Consider the following 23,407-nt stretch of genomic DNA (forward strand, 5'->3'; position numbering starts at 1 on the left):
TGATCGGGATGAAGGTAGACTTTCACGTCCATCTGGAGGAAGGGCCGTATTCGCTGGACTGGTTGCTCAAGCAAGCGGAATCATTGCGCCCCCTCGTGGAGCATGCCGAAGTGAAGGGGAGCCGAAAATGGGCAAGTATGCTGACCAATGGGTTGGCAGAACGCCTTCAACAAGGCCCGTATTCACGAGATTGGCTGGAATTGTATCGATTACGTGCCAAACAGGCGGGGATTCAGCAAGTTTGCGTGGTCGAGCACTTATACCGTTTTCTAGACTATCGGTCGTACTACGAACAGCATGTGCACATCGGCTCTGATCGCTTGGGGACCGCGCAGCGCAAATGGCTGAGTCAGGTCGCAAATGACTCACTGGACAGCTTTGTTGTTTTCCTGCAAAAAGAGCGGCTTCGTTGGGCGGAGGATGGGATTGAGCTGCGTGTGGGGATTGAACTGGATTATTTTTCAGGTGGAGAAGAGACGCTGCGGCATGTCATCAATCAATATCCTTGGGATGTGTGCATAGGGGCCGTGCATTTTCTGGAAGGTTGGGGCTATCCGATCCACGATGCACGAGAACGCTTTGGAAGACAGGAGCTAATCGGATTGTACAGCCTTTATTTTGATAAGCTGGAGCAGGCGATCGAATCGCAATTATTCGATGTCATTGCCCATATCGATGGCATCAAAGCGTTTGGTGTGCGACCGGATGAAACTGCTCTATTGCCGTATTATCAGCGTGTGGCCCGCGCTCTTGGACGTAGCGGGATTGCGACAGAAATCAATACAGGCTACGGTCTGGCGAGTCAGCTCCGGGAATTTTCGCCCAGCTATCGTTTTTTGGAAATTTTGTTCCAGAATGAGGTGCCCATCACTTTGGCGTCTAGCGCTACTGCCCCTGATCAAGTCGGTCAGCAGTTGGACGAGGCTCGAGCCCAGTTGAAACGGGTAGGCTATACGAGCTTTGCGGTCTTTGAGAAGCGAATACGCAGCATGCTCACTCTGGATTAGTCAAGCTCCCCATTTGGTCCATGATTCTGCTATGATGGGAGAAGAATGGGCATTCAGGGGGAGGAGTAAGAACCATGGCCTTGCAGGAACAATTAAAAGAGCTACTCAAAGAGATGGAGCCGCAAATCATTAGCTGGAGGCGTCATCTACACCAGCATCCCGAGCTTTCCTTTCAAGAGGAGAAGACCCCAGCCCTCATTGCCGAAATATTAAGAGGACTTCACTTTGATGAGGTTCGCACAGGCGTGGGCGGTAGAGGAGTCATCGGCGTTTTGCGCGGAGGGCGCCCGGGTAAGGTCGTCGCGTTGCGTGCGGATTTTGACGCACTGCCGATTCAAGATCAAAAAGAAGTGCCGTATAAATCTACCGTCCCTGGCGTCATGCATGCGTGTGGTCATGATGCGCACACTTCCCAGCTATTAGGACTCGCTTCTGTTTTGGCAGCACATCGTGAGCAGTTTGCCGGTGAAATTCGCTTTGTCTTTCAGCATGCGGAAGAGGAAAATCCGGGCGGAGCTACCCAAATGGTTCAGGATGGTGCAGTAGATGGCGTCGATGCGATCTTTGGCGTTCATCTCTGGTCGATGTTCCCTGTGGGGAAGGTATACATTAGCGCAGGTCCCCTGATGGCGAATACGGACGACTTTTCCATCGAGATCAAAGGAAAAGGGGGACACGGTGCTGTTCCAGAAGAAACCGTCGACTCCATTGTGATCGGTTCACAAATCGTCGGTCATCTCCAAACGATTGCCAGCCGCAACGTCAGCCCGTTAGAAAGTGTGGTCGTGACCGTGGGGACGTTCCACGGCGGAGACAGTACGAACATCATCGCAGATAGCTGTCGTTTGACAGGGACTGTCCGCACCTTTTTGCCAGACGTCCGCGATCGTGCGGAGCAGCGCCTGACAGAAATTGCGGAGGGGACAGCTGCCATGATGGGAGGCAGCGCTACAGTTGTCTACGATCGAGGGTATCCAGCCGTCATTAACCATGAAAAAGAAGCAACGATCGCACAGGAAGCAGCCATTGCTGCATTCGGAGTTGGTCGCGTGGAATCGATGAAGCCGTTGATGGGTGGCGAGGACTTTTCGTACTACTTGGAAAAGGTGCCCGGCGCTTACTTGTTCGTAGGAGCAGGCAATCCAGAAAAACTGGCGACATATCCCCATCATCATCCACGTTTTGATATCGACGAGGATGCCATGTTAATCGCAGGCGAGCTCTTGGGACGAACAGCCCTGCACTATTTGGAAATACATCAACAATAAGAAAATTCATGAAAGATGCGCTTTTGCCTACATAGGACAAAGGCGCTTTTTTTGCTTTCAACCATAAGCTATACGAGGCTAGCTAGAAAATTGAATAAGGGAGGGAGTGGCCTTTCGGTGAGAAAACGGATAGGCGTACTGACCTACCGAGGAGAATCAGGCTTTGTCGAGCCCGGCTTTTTACGAAGGCTGGTTGAGGAAGGGAGAGAATTGGGGGCAGAGGTTTTTTTGTTTAGCCCACAAGATGTCCAGTTTGCAGAAAAGCGGATCAACGGTTTTGTACCAGATGGCACGAAGTGGAGACGAGAGCGTTTTGCCTGGCCCGATATTGTCATCGACCGTTATCGCTACTATCCATTGCCCAAGCATCGTGCCTATTTGCCATTTCGCAAGCAAGACTTGTTTCGTTATGCGAATAACCGCTTCTCGAACAAATATGCCGTTCATCAGATTTTGATACAAGATCCTGAGCTACAGCGCTGGCTTCCCGAAACACTCCCCTACGACAGAAAAACGCTTGATGCGATGCTTGCCGATCATCGTCTGGTTTACTTCAAGCCGACAAACGGCACAGGTGGCAGAAGCATACTGCGTGTGGAGAAACGAGCAGGTCGCTACCTTTTGCATGGCAGGACCAAGAAGCAAGCCAAAAGCTGCGAAAAACTGGCGACGCTCACAGAGGTGTGCGAGCGGCTGGAGCATTGGATGAAGAATGAGAAGAGCGGAAACGAGCAGTTTTTTCTTCAACAGGGGCTACGGTTGTCATTGGTTCCCAAGCGAACAGTAGATGCTCGCATGCTTGTGCAAAAGGACGGGAAGGGTCAGTGGTGTTTGACCGGGATGGGCATTCGCGTTGGGCCGATACAATCGTCCACCTCGAATTTGCATGGGGGAGGAACCGCTTTGCCTGCGGTTTCCTTTTTGGTCCAACGATTTGGTCAGGAAATGGCAGAGCGGATTGTGCTGGAATGCAAGGAGCTCGCGATCAAGACTGTCACACGCATTGAAGAGCATTTCGGCCTGATGATGGAGTTTGGCTTTGATCTGGGGATTGATATTCACGGGAATGTTTGGATTATCGAAATCAATCCGAAGCCAGGCAGAGAAATTTTCAAGCAGTTGCGTCAGCACCAGCGATATAAGATGGCGGTTCGACGGCCGTTGGAGTACGCGTTGTATCTCGTTAATAAGAGCAATCTGACCGAATGAGGGATCTTCCATAGAGGAAGGTCTCTTTTTTGGGTATTTCCGTTTCTTTTCAGAGGGGGACACGGCATAATAATAAAAAAATGCACAAGAGGTGAAACGCACATGCAAAAACAATCCTTTTCCATCGCACTCGACGAGGAGTTGACACTGCGAGGAGACATTCATACGGAGGAAGCGGCAGGTACAGCACAGCCACTGCTGCTGTTTTGCCATGGTTTTAAAGGCTTCAAGGATTGGGGAAGTTTTCCCTATATAGCCGATGAGCTGGCCAAGCAAGGCATTACCACGATTCGCTTTAATTTTAGCTGCAATGGTGTAGGGGAGAGCTTGACGGAGTTCGACGAGCTGGAGAAATTCGGGCGCAATACGTATGCGCGTGAACTGGCTGATTTGCAAGCGTTGACGGAACGGATTTTGTCAGGCGAGCTTCCTGTACCTGATTATGTGGACAAAACGAAGCTGTACGTATTGGGACACAGCAAGGGCGGCGGTGACGCGATTCTATTCGGAGCGAACAACCTGCATGTGGCAGGGATTGTGACTTGGAACGGAATTGCTCATGTCGATTTGTTCGACGAGAAGCTGCGCCAACAAATAGAAGAGACAGGCGTTGGATACATAGCGAATGCGCGGACTGGTCAAGATATGCCAATCACGAGAGTTGTGATCGAGGATGTGGATAACAATCTCCAAAAATACAATATTTTGGAACTTGTTTCTGCGATGGAGCAACCACTGTGCATCATCACAGGTGAAAAAGATTATGTCCGTCTGGTAGAGGGTGCAAAAAGAATTCATCAGGCTGCCAAAAACAGCGAGTTGCACTGGATAGAAGGCGGAGATCATACATTTAACACGCGTCATCCGTTTGCGGGTACATCGGCTCCATTGGAAGCAGCGATCAAGCAAACCGTCGCATTTGTCCGCACCCCACGGACATAGAAAAAACCTCTATTTTCCTGCGTTTTCTTTCCATTTGGGCTGTGGTATACTGGGAATCGTCTAACGGTTAGAATGATGTGATTATTCAGAAAAATAACAGAACAGGTGGAGAAGAAACATGAATAGCAAGGTGTATCTGTATGATACGACCCTGCGAGATGGTACGCAGGGAGAGGGGATCAGCCTGTCGGTAGAAGACAAGATAAAGATCGCACTGCGGCTGGACCAGTTTGGTATTGATTTTATTGAAGGCGGTTGGCCGGGCAGCAATCCAAAGGACATGGCTTTTTTTGAGCGTATCCGGGAGATTTCGCTGCAGCACGCAAAGGTAACGGCTTTTGGCAGTACCTGTAGACCGAATGTAGCTGCTGCCGATGATGACAATCTGCAAGCGTTGATCTTAAGCGGAGCCTCGGCAGCGGCGATCTTCGGGAAATCCTGGGACTTGCACGTGACGGATGCTCTCAAGACGACATTGGAAGAAAACGTGCGCATGGTCGCTGATTCGGTCGCATTTTTAAAAGAAAACGGACTGACGACTCTCTTTTTGGCAGAGCATTTCTTCGATGGGTACAAGGCAAATCCGCGCTACGCATTGCGAGTGCTGGAAGCGGCAGAAGAAGCAGGAGCTGACTGGATCGTTCTCTGTGATACAAATGGCGGGACACTGCCGCATGAAGTCTATGATATTGTCAAAACGACTGTGGGCCATCTGCGGACGCCTGTAGGCATTCATCCGCATAATGACAGCGGAGTGGCAGTTGCCAATGCACTAGCTGCGATTCAGGCGGGCGCACAGCAAGTACAAGGAACCATTAATGGCATCGGTGAGCGCTGTGGGAACGTCAACCTGATCTCAGTGGTTCCGAATTTGCAGCTCAAGCTCGGCCATCACTGTGTGAGCACTGATCAATTGCAGGAGCTGACCCAGCTGTCTCGCTATGTAGCGGAAATTGCCAACATGACGATGCCGAACAACCAGCCGTTTGTCGGGTACAGTGCTTTTGCTCACAAGGGTGGTATTCACGTAAGCGCCGTTATGCGCGATCCGAAAACGTACGAGCACATCGAGCCGGAAAACATCGGCAACAAACGTCGCGTACTCGTTTCTGAGCTCGCTGGCCAAAGCAATTTGCTCGCCAAAATGGAAGAGCTGGAGATCGATCTTTCGTTGGATCGCGAAAAGGCGAGAGAAATCATTACACACATCAAAGAGCGCGAATTCCAAGGCTATCAATATGAGGGAGCAGAGGCTTCGCTCACGCTGATGCTGTTGGAAGCCTCCGGTAAGCTGAAAAACCTGTTCAATCTAGACTCCTTCAAGATCATGCTGGAAAAGGCAGCCGTCCAATCGATCACGTCGGAGGCGACTGTGAAGCTGCGTGTAAACGGGGAATCTGTCCATACGGCTGCTGATGGCAATGGTCCGGTGAATGCGCTGGACAATGCGATGCGAAAAGCGTTGGAAAGCTACTACCCGTGCATTGCAAAAATGCAGCTGGAGGATTACAAGGTGCGTGTCTTGGACGAAAACGGCGCGACTGCCGCAAAAGTACGCGTCCTGATCGAATCCTCGAGCAACGGCGAAAAGTGGAGCACAGTCGGCGTCTCCACCAACGTCATCGAAGCAAGCTGGGAAGCGCTGGCAGACAGTATCCGTTACTTGCTGTGGAAAGAAGGCTGCGAGGAAGTCGGAAGCCTTGCTTCCTCCGGGACGCGCGTAGGGATTGTGAATCATTAACAAAGTGAACCAGCCCGGGCAGATGCCGTCGGGCTGGTTTTCCTTTGGTGTACAAGTTTTAGAAAGCACCATTGTGTGAGTGATGTACTTGCGACCTGTTGACTAAGCCATACAGATAAAGCAACTAACTCCTGTGCTTGATAGTTACTCTTTCGCTGAACGAATCCTTTTTCTGTGGTTAGGTGTTCTAGAACATGAGGAGACATATGTCGTTGTAATTCTTCAGCAATCAGCTAAGGTTCATCAAGAATCGAAGGTTCATAAAGAAACGCCATCCTTTCGAATAATTCTACAGAAAGGATAACGCCTTCTTTACTTTATGGATAGTGCAAAACCTTAGCTTTATAGCGTTGGAGCGGTGCCTCATATAGCCGTTTAATAATTATTTCTGTTACCTTTATACATCTAAGCTGTTGATGATCGCTAATATTTGATGATCTGTCCATTTGCCATTAATCTTTATATTTTCTTTCGCTATACCTTCTTTTTTAAACCCTACTTTTTCTAATACACGAATAGATGCTAAATTGTCAGGCATAGCTCCTGCTTCAATTCTATGTAGTTTTAATTCTCTAAAAGCAAAGTCTACAACAAGTTGAAGAGCTTCTGTTGTATAGCCCTTTGAATTATACTCCTTATCTAAAGTAAATCCCGTATAACAGCTTTGGAAGTTTCCCCTAGCAATTTGAGTTAATGAAATGTCTCCGATAAGTTTATCAGTTGCTTTTAAAAAGATTCCAAAAGCATATACTTGCCCTTCATCTGTCTTTTTTAATACCTGTTCAATGCGTATTTTTTGATGTTCTTCTGTATAAAAGGCTTCTGGGAGTAATGGGCAAACTCGTTGAAAAAAATCGCGATTTCTAGTATGTAATTTAGCTAACTCGCTGGCGTCAGAAATCTTGTAAAGTCGAAGATATATTTGTTCTCCTACTAGTTTCATAAAACCCCTCCGATATCCTTTTACTACAATTTTATCATGGTTAATGAAATGTATTCATTTCAAGTTAACATAATGTCACATTATCAGTAGTCAACAATGGATAGAATTTTCGTTATGGGGGGATTTTGATTTTTTAGGTTGATGGGCATGTGGTGGTACCCCTTCCCTGAGAAACTACCGCCCGTAGGGTGGCTTTGGCTCGACGGTCCCCTATTGGAAGTGGAGACGGACAGTCAATCCACCATGTTAACCCAAACCAGAAAAACCTTCGGTCACGGTTGTGCAGAAGAAACCGGACGATCAATCAGCTGCCGCAGCTTCGTTTCCGTGGCAGAATTTGGGTCAGGCGTGTAAATGCTACACCGCAAATCTGCGCTCCCGGAGACTTGCAGCGAGGTCAGATGAAAGAGCATTTTCCCTGCCTTTGCATGACGGAATTCCAGTAAAACCTCCGGGGCTGAGCTGACACGGCTCTGCTCCCAAAGGTCGTGAAAGTCGGGATGAACCTGCCGCATTTCGCTTAAAAACTGCTCGTACCACTCGTCCTCTACATACTGACCGTAATTGGCGCGAAAAATCGCAAGAAAGCCGCTGACGAAATGCTCCCAGTTGACGGCCAGCCGTCGTAATTCCTTTCGTGTAAACACCAGGCGGATCAAATTGCGCTCTTCATAAGGGATTTGTTCAAAATCGAGAAAGACATGTGCGGCTGCCTCGTTCCAGCCCACAATATGACTGCGTCGATCTGAAATGATGGTTGGACACGAGCGCAACTCTTTTAAGATTCGTTTCAGGGCAGGATTGATCTTCGGCGGTTCATCTTTTTGCACGTTTTGCCCGACTCCAGTGCCTGTCTCCAGTGCCAGCGCATACAAATATTTGCGCTCATCGACGGTAAGCTGCAAGGCTCTCGCTACCGCATCTAGAACAGAAGGAGAGACCTTGATGTCGCGGCCCTGTTCCAGCCATGTATACCAGGTGGAGCTAACCCCCGCGAGCTGAGCAACTTCTTCTCTTCGTAGTCCGGGGGTTCTTCTGCGCGTCCCAGGAGCCAGCCCGACCGATTGTGGCAGGATTTTGGCGCGCTGCGCTTTTAAAAAAGTAGACAGTGCCTGCAAACGCGTTTGCTGATTCATGGTACACTCTCCATCTCCTCAACTGGTTAAGTTTGTTAGACTAGTACTCATTATACTAGGACAAACAACAACTTGTAATAGGATAACGCATGTGACAAGATGATTTCCATAAGGCACTCGAATTGGAGGCTATTCATGGAAAAAGTCGTTGTCACAGGTATGGGAGTGATCTCCCCGATAGGGAATACAGTGAATCAGTTTTGGAACAGTCTCGTGCAAGGGAAGTCTGGTATCTCGCCTATTGATACTTTTGATACAGCACGCAATAAAACGAAAATCGCAGGTTTGGTGCGAGATTTTGATCCGGTGGAGCGTTTTGGGCGCAAAGAAGCGCGGCGAATGGATCGCTTTTGCCAGTTTGCCCTTGCTGCTGTAGAAGAAGCACTAGAGGATGCAGAGCTTCGGTTGGACGAGTTGGACCGCGAGCGAATCGGGGTATATGTAGGCTCTGGCATTGGTGGGGTAGCGACACTGCTTGAGCAGCATGATGTCCTACGTGAGCGAGGTCCTGAGCGGATTAGCCCGACGCTGGTTCCCATGCTCATCTCCAATATGGCAGCAGCGATGATCAGCATTAAGTACGGTCTGTACGGGCCGACAATGTCCCCTGTTACGGCTTGCTCGATTGGGAATACGTCTATCGGAGAGGCTTTCCGACTCATTCGAACGGGTGGAGCGGATGTCGTCATCGCAGGAGGGTCTGAGGCAGCAGTGACGGACATCTCTCTCGCTAGCTTTAGCAATGCGACGGCATTGTCAACGAGAAATGATGATCCAGCAGGAGCGAGTCGGCCTTTTGATGCCCAGCGGGATGGGTTCGTCATGGCAGAAGGTGCCGGCATTGTGATATTGGAATCAGAATCACACGCCAAGAAAAGAAACGCCCGGATGTATGCCGAGGTGATTGGCTATGGGGCAAGCTCTGACGCCTATCATATGGTAGCGACACATCCAGAAGGAATCGGTCCCTACCGTGCGATGAAATGGGCCCTCCAGGAAGCAGGGGTGCAAACGACAGACGTGGATGTTATCAGTGCGCACGCGACCAGCACAGAAATCGGAGACCGTTCCGAGACACTGGCAATCAAAAAGCTGTTTGGCGAGCATGCGTACCGTGTACCGATCACCGCCAACAAATCGATGACGGGTCATATGTTTGGTGCAGCTGGGGGGGCGGAGGCGATCGCCCTGATTAAGAGCCTACAAGAAGGAATCATTCCCCCGACGATCAATCAGGAGGAGCAAGACCCGAACTGCGATCTGGACTATGTGCCAAATACAGCACGCAAAGCCGCGCTCGACATCGGCATGTCCAATTCCTTTGGCTTTGGCGGTCATAATGCAGTCATCGTGTTGAAAAAAGTGTAACGAATAGAGTCTGTTTCCGTAGTCTCCGGTAGACTATGAGAGCAGGCTTTTTTCATTTCGGTAAAAAATGTGAAACGTTTTACAGTCCTGATTTCTCTAACTGGGGAGAAAAGGAGGGGAGAAGATTGAACAAAAAGCTTGGTCTCGTTGCACGCGCCAAGACCGGTGATTCAGAGGCATTCCAAATGCTCATGCACCAGGAAAAAGCAAATCTGTACAAGATGGCTTTCGTCTACACGCGCAACGAAGAGGATGCGCTGGAGGTTTTTCAGGAAACGGTCTATAAGGCTTTGATCTCCATTTCAACGGTAAAGGACGATCAATATTTTACGACATGGCTGACGCGAATTTTGATTAACACGGCGATTGCCTATTTGGCTAAAAAGCGAAAGGTGATTTCGCTGAGTAAAGACATGATCGAAAATATGCGAGATACAGAAGGTGTAAGGCTGGAAGAACGAATAGACCTTTTGGAAGCAATGGAAGAGCTCGAAGAAAAGTATGTAACGGTTCTCTTGCTGCGATTTTATAAAGACTATTCTGTAAAGCAAATCGCTGCCTTGCTAGATTGCCCGGAAGGCACCGTGAAAACGAACATACACAGAGGTCTAACTCTATTAAGGAAGAAGCTGAAAGGGGAGTATTTCCATGAGAGAAAAAATTCATGCCTATAAAGAGCAAGTAGATCGCATTCCGGTCCCTACAGAGAAGCTGGACGACATTATAACCAAAACGGTTCGAGAAGCATCGCCACAAAGAAAACGCCTAAACAAAAGGAAGCTGGTGTATAGCACAGGGGCTGCAGTCGTTGCTGTAGGTATCTTGTTTAGTTCAGCGACTGTCTCACCCGCTATGGCGAACCTCGTCTCCAAGGTGCCTTTGATCGGATCGATATTCGCTACTTACGGTGACAGCGGATTGAAGCAAGCGAGTGAAAAAGGCTTAACGACTGTCATCGGCGAGTCGCAGGACGTGGGTGGCAATGCGATTACCGTCAATGAAGTCTACTATGATGGGACACGCTTTACGATTGGGTACACATTAGAAACGAAGGAAGCAGTCGGAGAGCATTATTTAGGCTCCTCACCAGATTTGACAGTGAACGGGGAAGCGTTTGGATACGCAGGAAGCAGCAAGCAAACACAAATCACTCCGACGCTTGCGACCGGAATTGTCGATATCGACGCAATTAATGGCTTGCCTCAAGAGTTCAAGCTAGGGTTGAGCTTTCAGGGGGAGGACGGTAAGAAGTGGAGCTTCTCCCTACCAATCAGTGAACGTACAGATACGAAACGCATTCCGATTAATCACCAGCAACAAGCTGGAGGCATTGACCTGACCGTTTCGGATGTCACAATGGGTCCAGCAGGGTTGGTTGTGAGCTTCCAGGCAGTAACCGAGGAAATTGGGTATTTATCGAGCTATTTGGAATTCAATGTGGTTGATGAAAAAGGGAACGAGCTGGGAGCGTATTCAGGCGGCAGCCAAGGTAAAAAGTCCGACGGCAAAGAGTATCTCACGGGTACAAGACGTTTTGACCCGGTGACAGCGGATGTAAAAGAATTAACGATCACGCCATATATGTCATTGCCTACGAACGGTGGCGGTGTCGAAATCGATGGTAAAGGGAAAGAAACCCTGATCCAATCGGCAATCGAGACGATACAAAAGCATGGAAAGAACATCAAGTTCAATACGTTTACAATTTCCTTACAAAAATAAAACCACATAAAAAAGCGTCCCTCCACGTACTGGAGCGACGCTTTTTTACTTGATCAGGGCAAAAACTAGGATTGTTTTCTCATTGCACCCAGCTCTTCAACGATGGCGGTCATTTCATTGATGCCAAACGCTGCTTTTTTCTGCACCATGTTGTACAGGTACAGCAAATCCTCGTAATGAACGAGATCGAAATCCTCCGGGCGCATCACCGCTGTATTCGCCATGTTCAGCTTTGCTTTGATGCCCTCAATGATAACGGCCAGGTTTTCTACAGTAGGTTGATTCAGGTCAGCCATACTTTCTCTCTCCTCTCGACAAAGCTGGTATTTATTTCGTCAGTTGCCCACGTGTGACGCCCAACTGGTTGGTAGCCTTCAGAGTACGCCATACGTGTGTACCGCTAACTTCTCCGCGCAATGCCTTGCGATACAGACTGATTACCTCTTTCACGCGCTCTGGCTCTTCTTCCAAAAACTCGATGCGGTAGCTGCCGACATTTAGAGAGCGGAACTCACTCAAGTACTCAGCACCGGACTGATCAATCGCGTTATAAACGGTATTGCGGCAACCGGTATCGACACGTATAGGGTGAGAGAAACCGACGCGGTCTTTCAAGGAAATGCGGGAGGTCTCACATGGAGTTCCACAGTTTGTATGATCAGTACCTTCACTCATGAATGTGCAGTATACGCAGTGCTCGGTGTGGAACATCGGCATGTGCTGGTGGATAACCAGCTCCATGTTCGCAGCATTCGAGCGGCTGAGCAGATCGACCATCTGCTGGATGTTCAGATCGTACGATGGCGTGACGAGCTCAAGACCTGATGCAAGGAACAGCTCAACTGCCTTGTGGTTCGCGACATTCAAGGAGAAATCGCCAATCAGTGGAATGTCGATTTCACCACGACGGGACAAGTAGTAATAGAGTGCTCCCGTATTGCGCACCAGAATAGCGTCTGGCTTGCTTTTCGCGATCAGGGCAAGGACACCGTTTTCATCCGGCATATGAATGCGCATCGTAGCAATCCCGATCTTTTTCCCGTACTTATGGGCCAGCTTAACACCCTCTGGATACTGCTTGACGAATTCAAAGTCAGCGTAGAGGAAGTCCACATCTGTTTGCGCGGCTGCCTCCAATTGCTCAAGCGAGCGGCACAGTGCTGTCAGGAGCGGCTTTTCCACTGGTTTTCTCGTTGGTACGTCCGCGTATACATTGATATCGTGATGGTGGTAAATCGGCGGCTTGGAACGCAGGAACACGAGCTGTTCTACTGCGTCACGACGCATGCGGTTCAATTCACTGACAGGTACGATGAGATCCCCTTCGAGATCGACAGTCAGATCGTGAGCTTCCAGGTGGAAAATGGTTCCGCCCAGACGGCTTAGTTGATCGTGCAGCAACTCAGCCGTCAGAGGACGCTTCAAAGCAGTCTCCAGTAGTACCTCAGAAGGAACACTGACAGCGTGATTCGCCTGTTTATCCACCCAAGTGACGCTGAGCTTTTCACCCAGCTTGCCGCTTACGTGAACGGACAGCGGGAAGGTGCGATAAGGCTTTTCCGTCTCGAACGTTTTGCGCAGGCGACGATCCAGCTCAGGATCGCTCGTCTTCCATACGCGGTCACCGACGTGAAGACGCTTCAGATTCACGTCATTGCGTCCCATGACGATTTCGTACAGGCCTTTGGAAACTTCGCCTTCTACTTTTTTACTGCGGATCAAAATATCGTAAATGCGACCGCCTTCTTCTTTTTGTGTGGGGTCACCCGCGTCGAACACGATTCCGTCTCCGCGTTTGACAGGAGCAGTGATTTCTACCAAAACGCCTGTAGGAAGCAGTTTTTTCACAGTTCCCAAAAACACACCGCGGCTTTTCGGGAACGATCCATCTACGAGCTGCTTGTTGTTTGTCCCGGTCAAAAATCCGTGTGTAAACCCGCGAGAGAAGCTTTGTTGCAGCTCACGTACTTCTACCTCGGATGGTCCCGTATCTTGTCCGGCAAAATAACGCTCGATGGCGGCATTGTATTTGCTCACGACGTTTGCAACATACTCAGGTGTTTTCAGGCGGCCTTCAATTTTAAAGGAAGTCACGCCAGCCTCGATCAGCTCAGGAACCAAATCGATAGCAGCCAAGTCCTTCGGGGATAGCACGTAAGCGATATTCCCCATTTCCTTTTGCACACCGTCTACCATCAGGTCATACGGCAAACGACAGGCTTGGGCACACTCCCCGCGGTTTGCCGAGCGTCCACCCCACATTTCCGAGGTCAGACATTGTCCGGAATAAGAAACGCACAAGGCACCGTGGACGAATACTTCCATCGGCAGCTTTGCTTTTTCTCCGATTTTTTTGATCTCTTTTAATGAATTTTCACGACCGAGTACGACGCGTTCCATATCAAACGGCTTCGTGAACTCCACCGCTTCTGGCGAAGTAATCGTCATTTGTGTAGAGCCGTGAATCGGGAAGTCTGGAGAAATCTCACGGATCATCTTTACAAGACCGAGGTCTTGTACGATCACAGCGTCTACTCCAGCGTGAATACAGGCGTCAATCAGCTCGCGTGCATCCTCTAGTTCATTTTCAAATACGAGAATATTAAAGGTAAGGAAGCCCTTTACCCCGTACATGTGCAAATAAGCCATAATCTCAGGCAGTTCCGCCATTTGAAAGTTCTCAGCACGAGCACGCGCGTTGAACTTTTCTACCCCAAAAAAGATGGCATTGGCTCCGTTGGCCACGGCTGCCTTCAAACAGTCCCAGTTACCAGCAGGAGCCAACAGCTCGATATCTTCACGTTTTATACCATTTCGCATGTGTATGTCATTACCTCCAAGGTCTTCAAACAAGCTCTTCTTCATCATAGGGAAATGTGCTGGTCACCGCAACAAAAACATCCTTTCTGCCAGATGTTGAAAATGTGCCTTCCAGAAAGACACCTAGTGATGGTATTCTGTAAGAAAAATCGAAATATTCTAAGAGCCAGGGGAACCGATATATGTTAATCATCAAAGACATTTTGCTGCAATTACTGTTCGTTATCGTCCCTGTTTTGCTGTATAGAAATGTTTGGCTGGGGCGATCAACCTCGAACAAGATAAGTGTCAAGTCATCAATGGTTATCGTTTGTAGCTCGATCAGTGTCATTTTTGCCATGAGCTTTCCAGTACAACTCAGTAATGGTATGGCGTACGATTTACGCTCGATACCGATCATTATTACCATTTTATATGCGGGATATATCCCGGGCATTTTGACGATTTTGGTGATGTTTGTCGTAAGGATCGTTCTGGGTGGCGATGGCGTTCTCATAACGATTCTTGGAACCATGGTCTATGCGATCATACCGTTTTTGTTGGTCAATCGTTGGTATGGCTACTCTTTACGAAAAAAACTAGGGGTCGTCCTCTTGATCGGATGCTTGAAGCAGCTATCCATCTTCGGTGGAGGGATGGTTGTTTTGATCTGGAGAGGGTTCCCGTTGTCCATCATTAACAATTATTTGGAGCCGCTAGTGGAAATCGGCTACCTCAGTTTGATCGTACAAGGTGCGGCTGTTTATTTCATCGAGTTTATTCGAGAATCTCATATTATCCGCAAGCAAGTCGAACGTTCGGAAAAGCTGAACCTGATCAGCGAGCTGGCAGCCAGTGTCGCCCATGAAGTGCGTAATCCACTCACGGTGGTACGAGGCTTTGTCCAATTGTTGCGTGAGGAGACGAATCCGAAAAACATTGAATACATCCGATTGGTCTTAAATGAACTTGATCGGGCTGAATTTATCATTTCCGACTATTTAAATCTGGCCAAGCCTCATTCTGAGACGCTAGAGCGACTGGAGATTGCGCATACCGTGAAAGAAGTGACCGCCATCATGTCCTCTTACAGCGTCATGAACCGAGTGGAAATCGCCTGTGAGACCGAGCCGGGCCTATTCGTTGATTGCAACGCCGTTAAGCTCAAGCAAGCGTTGATGAATCTGATGAAAAACGGTATCGAATCGATGGAACTAGGTGGCGTACTGCACGTCACCGTACAAGCAGCCGGAAACTATCATGTGATTTCCATCAAGGATGAGGGAGAGGGGATGACGCCAGAGCAGATTGAACAGATTGGGCTGCCTTTTTATTCTACAAAGGAAAAAGGGACAGGTCTCGGATTGATGGTAACCTGCCGGATCATCGAGGCGATGCAAGGGACGATTTACTTTCAAAGTGAACACGGGCACGGAACGCAGGTGACGATTCAACTGCCTGCTGTGTATACGACCGAAAAAGGAGGCGAACATGGACAAAGACCAAGAGGTGTGGGAGCGACTCTTTCATGAGTTGGCAGTAATCAGAAGCGAATTAAAAGCGTTCAAGCTCGAAACACGTGCAGAGCTCTATCAAATCAAAAGCGAGCTGAAAGAATGGCAGCAGCGAGAAGAACAGCGAAGGCTCCCGAACGAAGGGGAATAAATCATGCGACGTTCCGCAAACCGATGGTGGAAAAAAACAGGAAAAGCTATTTTCGCAGCAGGCTTGGCTTTAGCGCTTGCTGCATGCGGACAACCACAGGAAGCCGCAAAGCCTACCACACAACCAACGACAGAAGCTACACCAGCTAATGCATCTGAGCAACCCGAACAAGTACTCAGATTGAATAACTTTACAGAACCGCTTTCTCTTCATCCCGGACTCATTTCGGATGTTTGGTCATCCAATGTTATTTTTCAGACGTTTGAGGGGCTGACACGCATTGACGACAAGGGCGTTCCACAGCCCGCCATGGCCCAGGAAATCAAGGCATCAGATGATTTGTTGACGTACACCTTCACGATTCGCGACAATGCGAAGTGGTCGAACGGCGATCCGGTAACCGCGCACGATTTTGAAAACGCCTGGAAATGGGCACTCGATTCCAAAAACGGTTCCCAGTATGCCTATCAGTTGTTTTATGTAAAAAATGCAGAGGCGGCCTTTGCTGGCAAAGCGAAGCCCGAAGAAATCGGGGTCAAGGCAACAGATGACAAGACACTGGTCGTCCAACTGGAAAACCCGACGCCGTTTTTTCTGGAGCTGACGGCTTTTTACAGCTACTTTCCGCTGAATACCAAAGTGGTGAAAGACAATCCGGACTGGGCGAAGGAAGCAGGACCAGCCTACACCTCGAATGGACCGTTCAAACTCGCTACGTGGGAGCATAAAACCAAGCTGACGCTTGCGAAAAACGAGCATTATTGGGACGCCGACGCTGTCAAGCTGACCAAAATCGAAATGAATATGATCAATGACGCGAATACAGAGCTGTCGATGCTGGAGGGCGGCGATCTCGATTGGGCAGGTGCTCCGACTGGCAATCTTCCGCTCGACGCGATGCCGACCTTGAAGGAAAAAGGATTGCTGGTGATCACGCCAAAAGCCGGTACGTATTGGTATGAATTCAACACAGAGCAGAAGCCTTTCCACAACAAAAAAATTCGCCAAGCCTTTTCATACGCGATCAACCGGAAAGACATCGTGGAGAACATCACGCAGGGAGGGGAATTGGTTGCGACAGCCGTGGTGCCGCCTACGATGTTTGCTGAGAACGAGCAAGGCTTGTTTACAGACAACGACATAGAAAAAGCCAAGCAGCTGTTGGCGGAAGGCATGAAGGAAGAAGGGTACGCCAGCGTCGAACAACTCCCGCCGATTACACTGTCCTATAATACGGAGGAAGCACAGACCAAAATCGCGCAAGCTGTACAGGATATGTGGCAAAAAAACTTGGGTGTGCACGTCAAGCTGGAGAATCAGGAATGGAATGTCTACTATGAAAACGTGAAAAACGGGAAGTACCAAGTAGCACGGATGGGGTGGACGGGGGATTTCAACGATCCGATCAACTTCCTGGAAATATTCCGAACGAAGGAAGGCAACAACCATACTCGTTGGGAGAATCGTCAATATGCCGATCTATTGGCGGCTTCTGCCAAGGAGAAGGATGCTGCCAAACGAAAAGCGATTTTGCAAGAGGCTGAGAAAATCTTGGTGGACGAAATGCCAGTCATTCCGTTTTACTTTAAGTCTACGGTGTATGCGCAGAACCCCAAGTTGAAAGGCGTAGTCATTTCAGGTTTGGGATACGCGCAGTACAAATGGGCGTATTTCGAATAAATCATAAGTAGTCACATTCGAAGGGCTGGTCAGTCGGATTATTCCACGACCAGCCCTTCGAATACGATAGAGACCTTCTCTTCCATGATTTCTTCGAGTGCCCAGGCGCCTTCGCTGCGTACCCAATCATAAAGAGCGTTATAGTAAATGTTTTCCAACATGTTCGCAGCTACAAGAGGGTTGAATTTGCTTTTCAATTGATTCTTTTCTTGCGCTTCTTCAATCAGGTCAGCGAATAGTTGACGCAATTCAAAGTACATGTTCTTTTCATTCTCAAGCACTTTCCGATGTTTCATCGAGGATTCTACGACGACTTTGATGAAATCGAAATTGGTGATGGTGACTTCATTCATGATCTTGTAGATCCGCAGAACCTTCGACTTGCATTCGTCACCATAATCCCACTCTTCCCGGCGCTCCTCGATTTCATGCAGACGCTCATATCCCCAGTTAGCGAGAATGGCTTCCTTTGAAGTGAAATGCAGAAAGATCGTACCGCGTGCAACATCCGCTTCTTCGGAAATCATGTCGATTGTGGTTGCTTCAAAGCCGTGCGTTTTGAAGAGCTTGATGGCAGCATTGAAGATTTTTTCGCGAGTTTCGCGCTTTTTCCGTTCCCGTCTCGTCGTCAAGTATGTAGCACCTCCTTATAAACTCGTACGCTTGATTATAACACAACGGTTACCTAACAAAAGAATAGTTCATGCAATTACGCATAATTTAGGTGAAAAAAGGATAGACTTCTGCGAAGCTCGAATGTATATTTATATACTATAATGAATAAATATTAAATCATACCAGGCTCGAAATGCATGGGGTGGAGGAGAGTAAAATGGGTGTTGCAAAGGCTCTGGCAGTACGTCAGGCTACGATGAAAGACGTGGATGCCATGTTGGAGATTGTTAATGAATATGCACAGCAAGGCTTAATGCTGCCACGTACGAAGCTGTCTTTCTTAGAAAACTTGCAATCCTTTATTGTCGCTCATGATGGAGATTCGGTCGTAGGTGTCGCAGGCCTACATATTTTGTGGGAGGATCTAGCTGAGATCCGCTCCTTGGCTATCTCGGAAAAAGCGAAGGGGATGGGCGTAGGGAAACATCTGGTTCTTCATTTGGTTGAGCAATGCCGTCTTTTGGGAATTAAGCGTGTACTGGCGCTTACTTATCAACAAGTGTTTTTTGAAAAGTGCGGGTTTTGGGTGGTTGCCAAGGAAACGCTGCCGCAAAAAGCTTGGAAGGATTGTATTAATTGCTCCAAGCTACCGATGTGCGACGAAATTGCTATGATTTTCGAAACAGCCTGATACATTTGGTCTAGCCTTCCTTTTTCCTTTTCTGGTACTATATTCATATAAATAGTAGAAATATAAACAATATTCTACAAGTATACCAGAAAAAGAGATTGGCAAAAATGGGGGGCTTTTCCATGAAGCTGGGCGCTCGTATATTGCTCGTTCTACTACTGGCAGGAAGTGTACCGTTGACGGCAGCGGGAGTGTTTGCTTATCAGGAATCCAAGCAGGAATTGTTGAACGGAAGTGCCGCGACACTGGAAGCGCTGCGTCACAGCAACAAGGAACAGGTGGAAAATTACTTTCGCGAGCGAGCTAGGAACGTGGATACGTTGGCTGCATCGGGAACAGTAATGTCTGCCCTTTCTTCGTTTGAGGACGTGTGGCGGCAAGGACGAGAATCGCCTGCTTATGAAGAAGTGCAAGCGCGGTATACGAACGAATTGAAGATGGAGGTCGCTCGCTACGGCTTCGTAAATGGCTTTCTGTTAAATGCACAAGGGGACATCGTGTACGAGACAAAGCCGCAGGTCGATTTTGGTACGAATCTCCTGACAGGTCCACACGCTGACTCTGTACTTGGCCAGACTGTGCAGCAAGTCAGGAAAACCCAAAGCGCAGAAATGTCAGATCTAGGCATTTACGAACCATCTGGAGTGGCGCCAGGGGTATACATGGCAGCGCCGATCTACGAACGAGGCTACATCATCGGGCAAATAGCAGTCGAAGTATCCATGGATTATATTTCTAGAATATTCAACCAACGAGAGGGACTGGGGGAAACCGGGAAGATTTACTTGGTGGGTGGTCCAGACAAGCTGATGCGCTCGCAACTTGGAAGTGGGCCCAATACGTTGTTACAGCAAAAAGTAGATACGCCCATCGTTAATCAGGTCTTACTCACCCAACAATCTGAAGGAACGGTCGAAAGCATGGACTACTTGGGACAGCAAGTGCTCGTGTCCTATGATCAGGTCAAAGTGGGAAAGAAGACGTGGGCGATTTTGGCAGAGATGAATATGACCGAAATACTGGAGGGCCCAACGCGCATTCGGGATGCCATGATTGCTTTTAATGGTGCCGTCCTCTTGCTAATCGTCATCATCTCGTTATTTACAGCAAATTGGCTTCGCCGCTCGTTTCGCGGCATGCTTGCCGTGGCAGATCGGATTGGGCATGGGGATTTTTCGCGAGAGATTCCTGACAAGCTATTAAAACGAAAAGATGAACTAGGGGAGCTGGCCGGATCTCTCGTCACGATGCAGAAGCAACTGCGCAAAATTTTGTTTCAGATTCAGCAAGCAGCCGCTTCCGTATCCGGTGCGGTGCGAAATATTCAGGGAAACACTAGTGAGATTGCCGCTTCCAGCCAGCAAATTGTCCTCGTCGTCGATCAAGTGGCTGCATCTGCTGACAGCCAGGTAGAAAAAATGGGACAAACCTTGAATCTGGCTGTTGATTTGACGAAAGATGTGGCGGTTGTAACGGAAAATGTAGAACGGGTGACTGTCTCTGCGGAAGAAATGAAGCAGCATGCACACGCTGGCAGACGCGCGATCGAAGATGTGATGGACAGCATGGACGAAATCAATCGTTCGGTAGAAGCGGCAACGGATGTCATACATGTATTGGAAGGGCGCTCGAAGGACATTTCGAGAATTATCTCTGTCATTACAGAAATTGCCCGACAGACCAATCTGCTAGCCTTGAATGCTGCGATTGAAGCAGCAAGAGCAGGAGAGCATGGCAAGGGATTTGCAGTCGTCGCAGGGGAAGTGCGTAAGCTGGCGGAAGATACCAACAGTGCTGCCCAGCAGATCGTAGGCATGATTGGAGACGTACAAAAGGATACGAGGGAAGCAGTCGCCAGGATGGTCGAGGGTGCCCAAACGACCGCCCGCGGCATGAAGACAGCACACCAATCGCAAGAGATGTTCCAGCACATCGAGGAAAACATCCTCGGGGTGTCGCAAGAAATTAACGGTGTCAGTGAGGCCTTCAAGCGTATGGCGCCAGATTCCCAACAAGTAGCCGTTGTCGCTGGGGAAGTATCCTCCGCATCGATGCAAGCGGCTGCCGGTGTCCAAAGCATCTCGGCTGCGGTAGAGGAGCAGAGTGCAGCGATGGAGCTCATTGCAGATGCTGCGACTCAGCTGGCCATTCTAGCAGAAGAGCTGAGAAGCTCACTTGCAGCCTTTGTTTCGCGCGAAAATTAAGAAAAAAGGGACGGAGCAAAAGCCGGTGACAACTGCCTTTTCTCCCGTCTCTTTTTGTATTTTGGAAGGATATCTCACACAAAATGTTGAATGATAAGGACGATGGAGAGTTTCAAGCCGGAGGGACGTAAGCGTGCACAAACTAGATTGGGAACTATATCTGCTACCGTTCGAACAAGCTGTAGAAGAAATCAAAGTCAAAATTAAAAATATCCGTAACGAGCTGCGCAAACGCAAGGAGCATTCACCGATTGAGTTTGCGGTGGGCAGGGTCAAATCAATCCCGAGTATTTATAACAAGGCAAACCGCTTGCAGTTTCCGATTGATGAGAATATCTGCTGGGAAATTCGCGATATCGCGGGCATCCGCGTCATTTGCCAGTTTATTGATGATATACCTGCAGTCGTTGAGATGATCCGCAACCGCGGAGACATGCGTGTGTATTTGGAGAAGGATTATGTCTCTACCCCAAAAGAAAGCGGATATCGCGGCTATCACCTTGCCGTGGAGTATCCGATCATGATGGCGGGTGGGCAAGTGACCATTCCGGTAGAAATTCAGATTCGCACATTGGGAATGAATTTTTGGGCGACGATTGAGCACTCGCTGAATTATAAATACGAGGGTATTATCCCATCCGATATACGTCAAAGATTGTTCGAGGCTGCCAAGGCGTCCTACAAGCTGGATAGCGAAATGAACAACATCCGAGACGAAATTAAAGACGCCCAAGCAGAATTTACGAAAAAAGAAGTGCCGATGGAGTCATTATTATCGTTGGTGGAGCTGGATCTCGACGTCGATGCGGCAATGGACGAGAGAAGTATGAATGAGAGGACTGGAGAAGAGAATGACAAGCGTTAATTGGCTGGAAGAAACAAATAAACGCAAGGACGAACTGATTGCGACGACACAACAATTTTTGCAGATTAAAAGCGTTTTGGACCCCGAAACAGCACGGGAAGGCGCCCCTTTTGGAGAAGGGATTCGGCAAGCGCTTGACTTTGCGCTAGGTGTGTGTGAAAAAGCAGGCATGACAACCAAAGACGTCCGCGGGTATGCAGGGCACGCTGAATTCGGACAAGGTGAGGAATTGATCGGCATTCTGAGCCATGTCGATGTCGTACCAGAAGGCGATGGCTGGAGTACGCCACCGTATGCAGCCGAGATCGTGGATGGACGCATGGTGGCCCGTGGTGCAATTGACGACAAGGGACCGACGATGGCAGCTATTTTCGCAGCGAAGATCGTGATGGAGCTGGGATTGCCGCTGTCGAAGCGCGTGCGCTTTATTTTCGGTACGGATGAAGAATCGAGCTGGCAGTGTGTGAACACGTATTTTGAAACGGAAGAAATGCCGACGATGGGTTTTACACCAGATGCAGACTTCCCGCTGATCTATGCGGAAAAAGGCTTGACCGATCTGTCGTTGCGTCAGACGCTTGCATCCTTCCAAAGCCTCGGAATACCTGCTGCGGAAAATGTGGCGGCAAAGCTCGTTTCCTTACAGGCTGGCTTGCGCATGAACATGGTTCCAGATAAGGCTGTAGCAAAGCTTGCGCCAATCGGCTTGAATAGTGAGGCGATTGCACAAAGTTATCGCCAACACCTGGAAGCGACTGGCTTGAAAGGCAAAGTGGAGGAGCAGGACGGTCTCGTAGTGCTGCACATGGAGGGCGTTTCGGTTCACGGAATGGACCCGAGCAAAGGTGTCAACGCGGGTACCGAGCTCATTCACTTTTTGCGAACCATGTCCTTGGATGAACGCGGAGCTGTATTTGTAAGCTTGGCTGATCGTTATTTGCACAAGCAGCATTACGGTGAAGCACTCGGCATCGCGCATGATGATGAAGAAATGGGTGCGCTCACACTGAACACAGGTGTGATCGAGTATGACGAAAAGCAGGATGCGCTTTTCCGTCTGAACATCCGTTACCCACATTCTGTTGCTTTCGAAAAATGGTCGGCCGTTCTTGCTGAACGTTTCAGTGAAGGGGCATTTATGCTCGAAGTGGCTGAGCATCTGACACCGCACCGCGTCGACCCAAATCATCCTTTGGTGACAACACTGCAACGTGTTTATACGGAACAAACAGGCGAGGAAGCTGGCATTATTGCAATTGGCGGCGCTACCTACGGCCGTTCGTTGGATGTTGGGGTAGCATTCGGACCGCTTTTCCCAGGGCGTCCTGATAGTGCCCACCAGCGAGATGAATACATTATCGTGGATGATCTGATCAAAGCGACTGCGATTTACGCGCAAGCGATCTATGAATTAGCGAAGTAGGAATAGCCAACGGCTGGACACAAGTGCCAGCCGTTTTTATTTTTGCTGGATCAGGAGAGACAAAAATCTTTGCAAATGCTGGAAGTCAGTACTATAATGCAAGTAACGATTGATCGGTTAATCATTCAT

At 48.9% G+C, this 23,407-nt stretch carries 20 protein-coding genes and 1 pseudogene; 15 read left to right on the plus strand and 6 right to left on the minus strand.

The annotated features are described in order from the left end of the window. Positions 1–8 precede the first annotated feature (8 nt). The 5 genes from HP399_RS08840 to cimA all read left to right on the plus strand — a co-directional run bounded on the left by HP399_RS08840 (position 9) and on the right by cimA (position 6,167). A complete protein-coding gene (locus tag HP399_RS08840) occupies positions 9–1,007 on the plus strand; it encodes a histidinol phosphate phosphatase domain-containing protein (RefSeq protein WP_173618665.1) in 999 nt (332 codons plus the stop codon). A 74-nt stretch (positions 1,008–1,081) separates the two neighbouring features. Continuing rightward, complete coding sequence (locus HP399_RS08845) at positions 1,082–2,275, plus strand: M20 metallopeptidase family protein (RefSeq protein WP_173618664.1); 1,194 nt, start codon at positions 1,082–1,084, stop codon at positions 2,273–2,275. A gap of 117 nt (positions 2,276–2,392) precedes the next feature. Beyond that, entirely contained in the window at positions 2,393–3,484 is a 1,092-nt protein-coding gene (locus HP399_RS08850) for a YheC/YheD family endospore coat-associated protein (protein ID WP_173618663.1), read from the plus strand. 102 nt (positions 3,485–3,586) lie between these two features. Then, positions 3,587–4,426: an alpha/beta hydrolase gene (locus HP399_RS08855; RefSeq protein WP_173618662.1), complete on the plus strand. Its 840-nt coding sequence runs from the start codon at positions 3,587–3,589 to the stop codon at positions 4,424–4,426. Between the two features lie 118 nt (positions 4,427–4,544). Continuing rightward, positions 4,545–6,167, plus strand: a complete 1,623-nt coding sequence (gene cimA, locus HP399_RS08860) for a citramalate synthase (RefSeq protein ID WP_173618661.1) — start codon at positions 4,545–4,547, stop codon at positions 6,165–6,167. Positions 6,168–6,232: 65 nt separating this feature from the next. On the opposite strand, the pseudogene HP399_RS08865 reads toward cimA, so the two are convergent. The 3 genes and pseudogenes from HP399_RS08865 to HP399_RS08875 form a co-directional block, all read right to left on the minus strand. After that, positions 6,233–6,373, minus strand: a pseudogene (locus HP399_RS08865) (IS4 family transposase); the annotation flags it as partial. Between the two features lie 191 nt (positions 6,374–6,564). Then, positions 6,565–7,110 carry a GNAT family N-acetyltransferase gene (locus tag HP399_RS08870; protein WP_173618660.1) on the minus strand — a complete coding sequence of 182 codons (546 nt, stop codon included), beginning with the start codon at positions 7,108–7,110 and terminating at the stop codon, positions 6,565–6,567. Between the two features lie 272 nt (positions 7,111–7,382). Next, on the minus strand, positions 7,383–8,246 hold the full coding sequence (locus tag HP399_RS08875; RefSeq protein WP_173618659.1) for a helix-turn-helix transcriptional regulator: 864 nt from the start codon (positions 8,244–8,246) through the stop codon (positions 7,383–7,385). Between the two features lie 135 nt (positions 8,247–8,381). On the opposite strand from HP399_RS08875, the gene fabF reads away from it, so the two are divergent. The 3 genes from fabF to HP399_RS08890 all read left to right on the plus strand — a co-directional run bounded on the left by fabF (position 8,382) and on the right by HP399_RS08890 (position 11,336). Next, positions 8,382–9,614: a beta-ketoacyl-ACP synthase II gene (gene fabF / locus HP399_RS08880; protein WP_173618658.1), complete on the plus strand. Its 1,233-nt coding sequence runs from the start codon at positions 8,382–8,384 to the stop codon at positions 9,612–9,614. Positions 9,615–9,739: 125 nt separating this feature from the next. Continuing rightward, a complete protein-coding gene (locus HP399_RS08885) occupies positions 9,740–10,288 on the plus strand; it encodes a sigma-70 family RNA polymerase sigma factor (RefSeq protein WP_173618657.1) in 549 nt (182 codons plus the stop codon). After that, positions 10,263–11,336, plus strand: coding sequence for a DUF4179 domain-containing protein (locus HP399_RS08890; RefSeq protein WP_173618656.1), 1,074 nt, complete (start codon positions 10,263–10,265; stop codon positions 11,334–11,336). The genes HP399_RS08885 and HP399_RS08890 overlap by 26 nt, the downstream gene beginning before the upstream one ends. Positions 11,337–11,401: 65 nt before the next feature. Here HP399_RS08890 and HP399_RS08895 read toward each other — a convergent pair whose 3' ends face one another. After that, positions 11,402–11,632: a DUF1128 domain-containing protein gene (locus tag HP399_RS08895; RefSeq protein WP_007722824.1), complete on the minus strand. Its 231-nt coding sequence runs from the start codon at positions 11,630–11,632 to the stop codon at positions 11,402–11,404. 31 nt (positions 11,633–11,663) lie between these two features. After that, positions 11,664–14,156 (minus strand): U32 family peptidase, encoded by a 2,493-nt coding sequence (locus HP399_RS08900; protein ID WP_173618655.1) that lies wholly within the window; start codon positions 14,154–14,156, stop codon positions 11,664–11,666. Positions 14,157–14,338: 182 nt separating this feature from the next. Between HP399_RS08900 and HP399_RS08905 the strand changes: the two genes are divergently transcribed. From HP399_RS08905 to HP399_RS08915, 3 genes are read left to right on the plus strand one after another with little or no spacing between them, the layout of a single operon-like run. Next, complete coding sequence (locus HP399_RS08905; RefSeq protein WP_173618654.1) at positions 14,339–15,667, plus strand: ATP-binding protein; 1,329 nt, start codon at positions 14,339–14,341, stop codon at positions 15,665–15,667. Next, positions 15,627–15,800 (plus strand): hypothetical protein, encoded by a 174-nt coding sequence (locus tag HP399_RS08910; protein WP_007722836.1) that lies wholly within the window; start codon positions 15,627–15,629, stop codon positions 15,798–15,800. Before HP399_RS08905 ends, HP399_RS08910 begins: the two co-directional genes overlap by 41 nt. Before the next feature lie 3 nt (positions 15,801–15,803). Then, complete coding sequence (locus tag HP399_RS08915) at positions 15,804–17,480, plus strand: peptide ABC transporter substrate-binding protein (RefSeq protein ID WP_173618653.1); 1,677 nt, start codon at positions 15,804–15,806, stop codon at positions 17,478–17,480. Between the two features lie 38 nt (positions 17,481–17,518). Here the strand turns inward: HP399_RS08915 and HP399_RS08920 are convergent, their stop codons facing one another. Further along, positions 17,519–18,112, minus strand: coding sequence for a TetR/AcrR family transcriptional regulator (locus HP399_RS08920; protein WP_173618652.1), 594 nt, complete (start codon positions 18,110–18,112; stop codon positions 17,519–17,521). A gap of 200 nt (positions 18,113–18,312) precedes the next feature. On the opposite strand from HP399_RS08920, the gene HP399_RS08925 reads away from it, so the two are divergent. From HP399_RS08925 to pepV, 4 genes are all read left to right on the plus strand, one after another. Then, positions 18,313–18,786, plus strand: a complete 474-nt coding sequence (locus HP399_RS08925; RefSeq protein WP_007722846.1) for an N-acetyltransferase — start codon at positions 18,313–18,315, stop codon at positions 18,784–18,786. A 122-nt stretch (positions 18,787–18,908) separates the two neighbouring features. Next, the gene (locus HP399_RS08930) at positions 18,909–20,990 is read left to right on the plus strand and encodes a methyl-accepting chemotaxis protein (RefSeq protein ID WP_173618651.1); all 2,082 of its coding nucleotides are present in this window, start codon (positions 18,909–18,911) and stop codon (positions 20,988–20,990) included. Positions 20,991–21,123: 133 nt separating this feature from the next. Next, the gene (locus HP399_RS08935; protein WP_173618650.1) at positions 21,124–21,855 is read left to right on the plus strand and encodes a GTP pyrophosphokinase; all 732 of its coding nucleotides are present in this window, start codon (positions 21,124–21,126) and stop codon (positions 21,853–21,855) included. Continuing rightward, a complete protein-coding gene (gene pepV / locus HP399_RS08940) occupies positions 21,842–23,278 on the plus strand; it encodes a dipeptidase PepV (protein ID WP_173618649.1) in 1,437 nt (478 codons plus the stop codon). The genes HP399_RS08935 and pepV overlap by 14 nt, the downstream gene beginning before the upstream one ends. Positions 23,279–23,407 lie beyond the last annotated feature (129 nt).

The sequence above is a fragment of the Brevibacillus sp. DP1.3A genome (genome assembly GCF_013284245.2).
In the GTDB taxonomy this organism is placed as follows: domain Bacteria; phylum Bacillota; class Bacilli; order Brevibacillales; family Brevibacillaceae; genus Brevibacillus.

Coding starts and splice junctions, on each gene's coding strand:
- HP399_RS08840 (WP_173618665.1), top strand. CDS start 9: ATGAAGGTAGACTTTCACGTCCATCTGGAGGAAGGGCCGTATTCGCTG.
- HP399_RS08845 (WP_173618664.1), top strand. CDS start 1,082: ATGGCCTTGCAGGAACAATTAAAAGAGCTACTCAAAGAGATGGAGCCG.
- HP399_RS08855 (WP_173618662.1), top strand. CDS start 3,587: ATGCAAAAACAATCCTTTTCCATCGCACTCGACGAGGAGTTGACACTG.
- cimA (WP_173618661.1), top strand. CDS start 4,545: ATGAATAGCAAGGTGTATCTGTATGATACGACCCTGCGAGATGGTACG.
- HP399_RS08870 (WP_173618660.1), bottom strand. CDS start 7,110: ATGAAACTAGTAGGAGAACAAATATATCTTCGACTTTACAAGATTTCT.
- HP399_RS08875 (WP_173618659.1), bottom strand. CDS start 8,246: ATGAATCAGCAAACGCGTTTGCAGGCACTGTCTACTTTTTTAAAAGCG.
- fabF (WP_173618658.1), top strand. CDS start 8,382: ATGGAAAAAGTCGTTGTCACAGGTATGGGAGTGATCTCCCCGATAGGG.
- HP399_RS08890 (WP_173618656.1), top strand. CDS start 10,263: ATGAGAGAAAAAATTCATGCCTATAAAGAGCAAGTAGATCGCATTCCG.
- HP399_RS08895 (WP_007722824.1), bottom strand. CDS start 11,632: ATGGCTGACCTGAATCAACCTACTGTAGAAAACCTGGCCGTTATCATT.
- HP399_RS08900 (WP_173618655.1), bottom strand. CDS start 14,156: ATGCGAAATGGTATAAAACGTGAAGATATCGAGCTGTTGGCTCCTGCT.
- HP399_RS08905 (WP_173618654.1), top strand. CDS start 14,339: ATGTTAATCATCAAAGACATTTTGCTGCAATTACTGTTCGTTATCGTC.
- HP399_RS08910 (WP_007722836.1), top strand. CDS start 15,627: ATGGACAAAGACCAAGAGGTGTGGGAGCGACTCTTTCATGAGTTGGCA.
- HP399_RS08915 (WP_173618653.1), top strand. CDS start 15,804: ATGCGACGTTCCGCAAACCGATGGTGGAAAAAAACAGGAAAAGCTATT.
- HP399_RS08925 (WP_007722846.1), top strand. CDS start 18,313: ATGGGTGTTGCAAAGGCTCTGGCAGTACGTCAGGCTACGATGAAAGAC.
- HP399_RS08930 (WP_173618651.1), top strand. CDS start 18,909: ATGAAGCTGGGCGCTCGTATATTGCTCGTTCTACTACTGGCAGGAAGT.
- pepV (WP_173618649.1), top strand. CDS start 21,842: ATGACAAGCGTTAATTGGCTGGAAGAAACAAATAAACGCAAGGACGAA.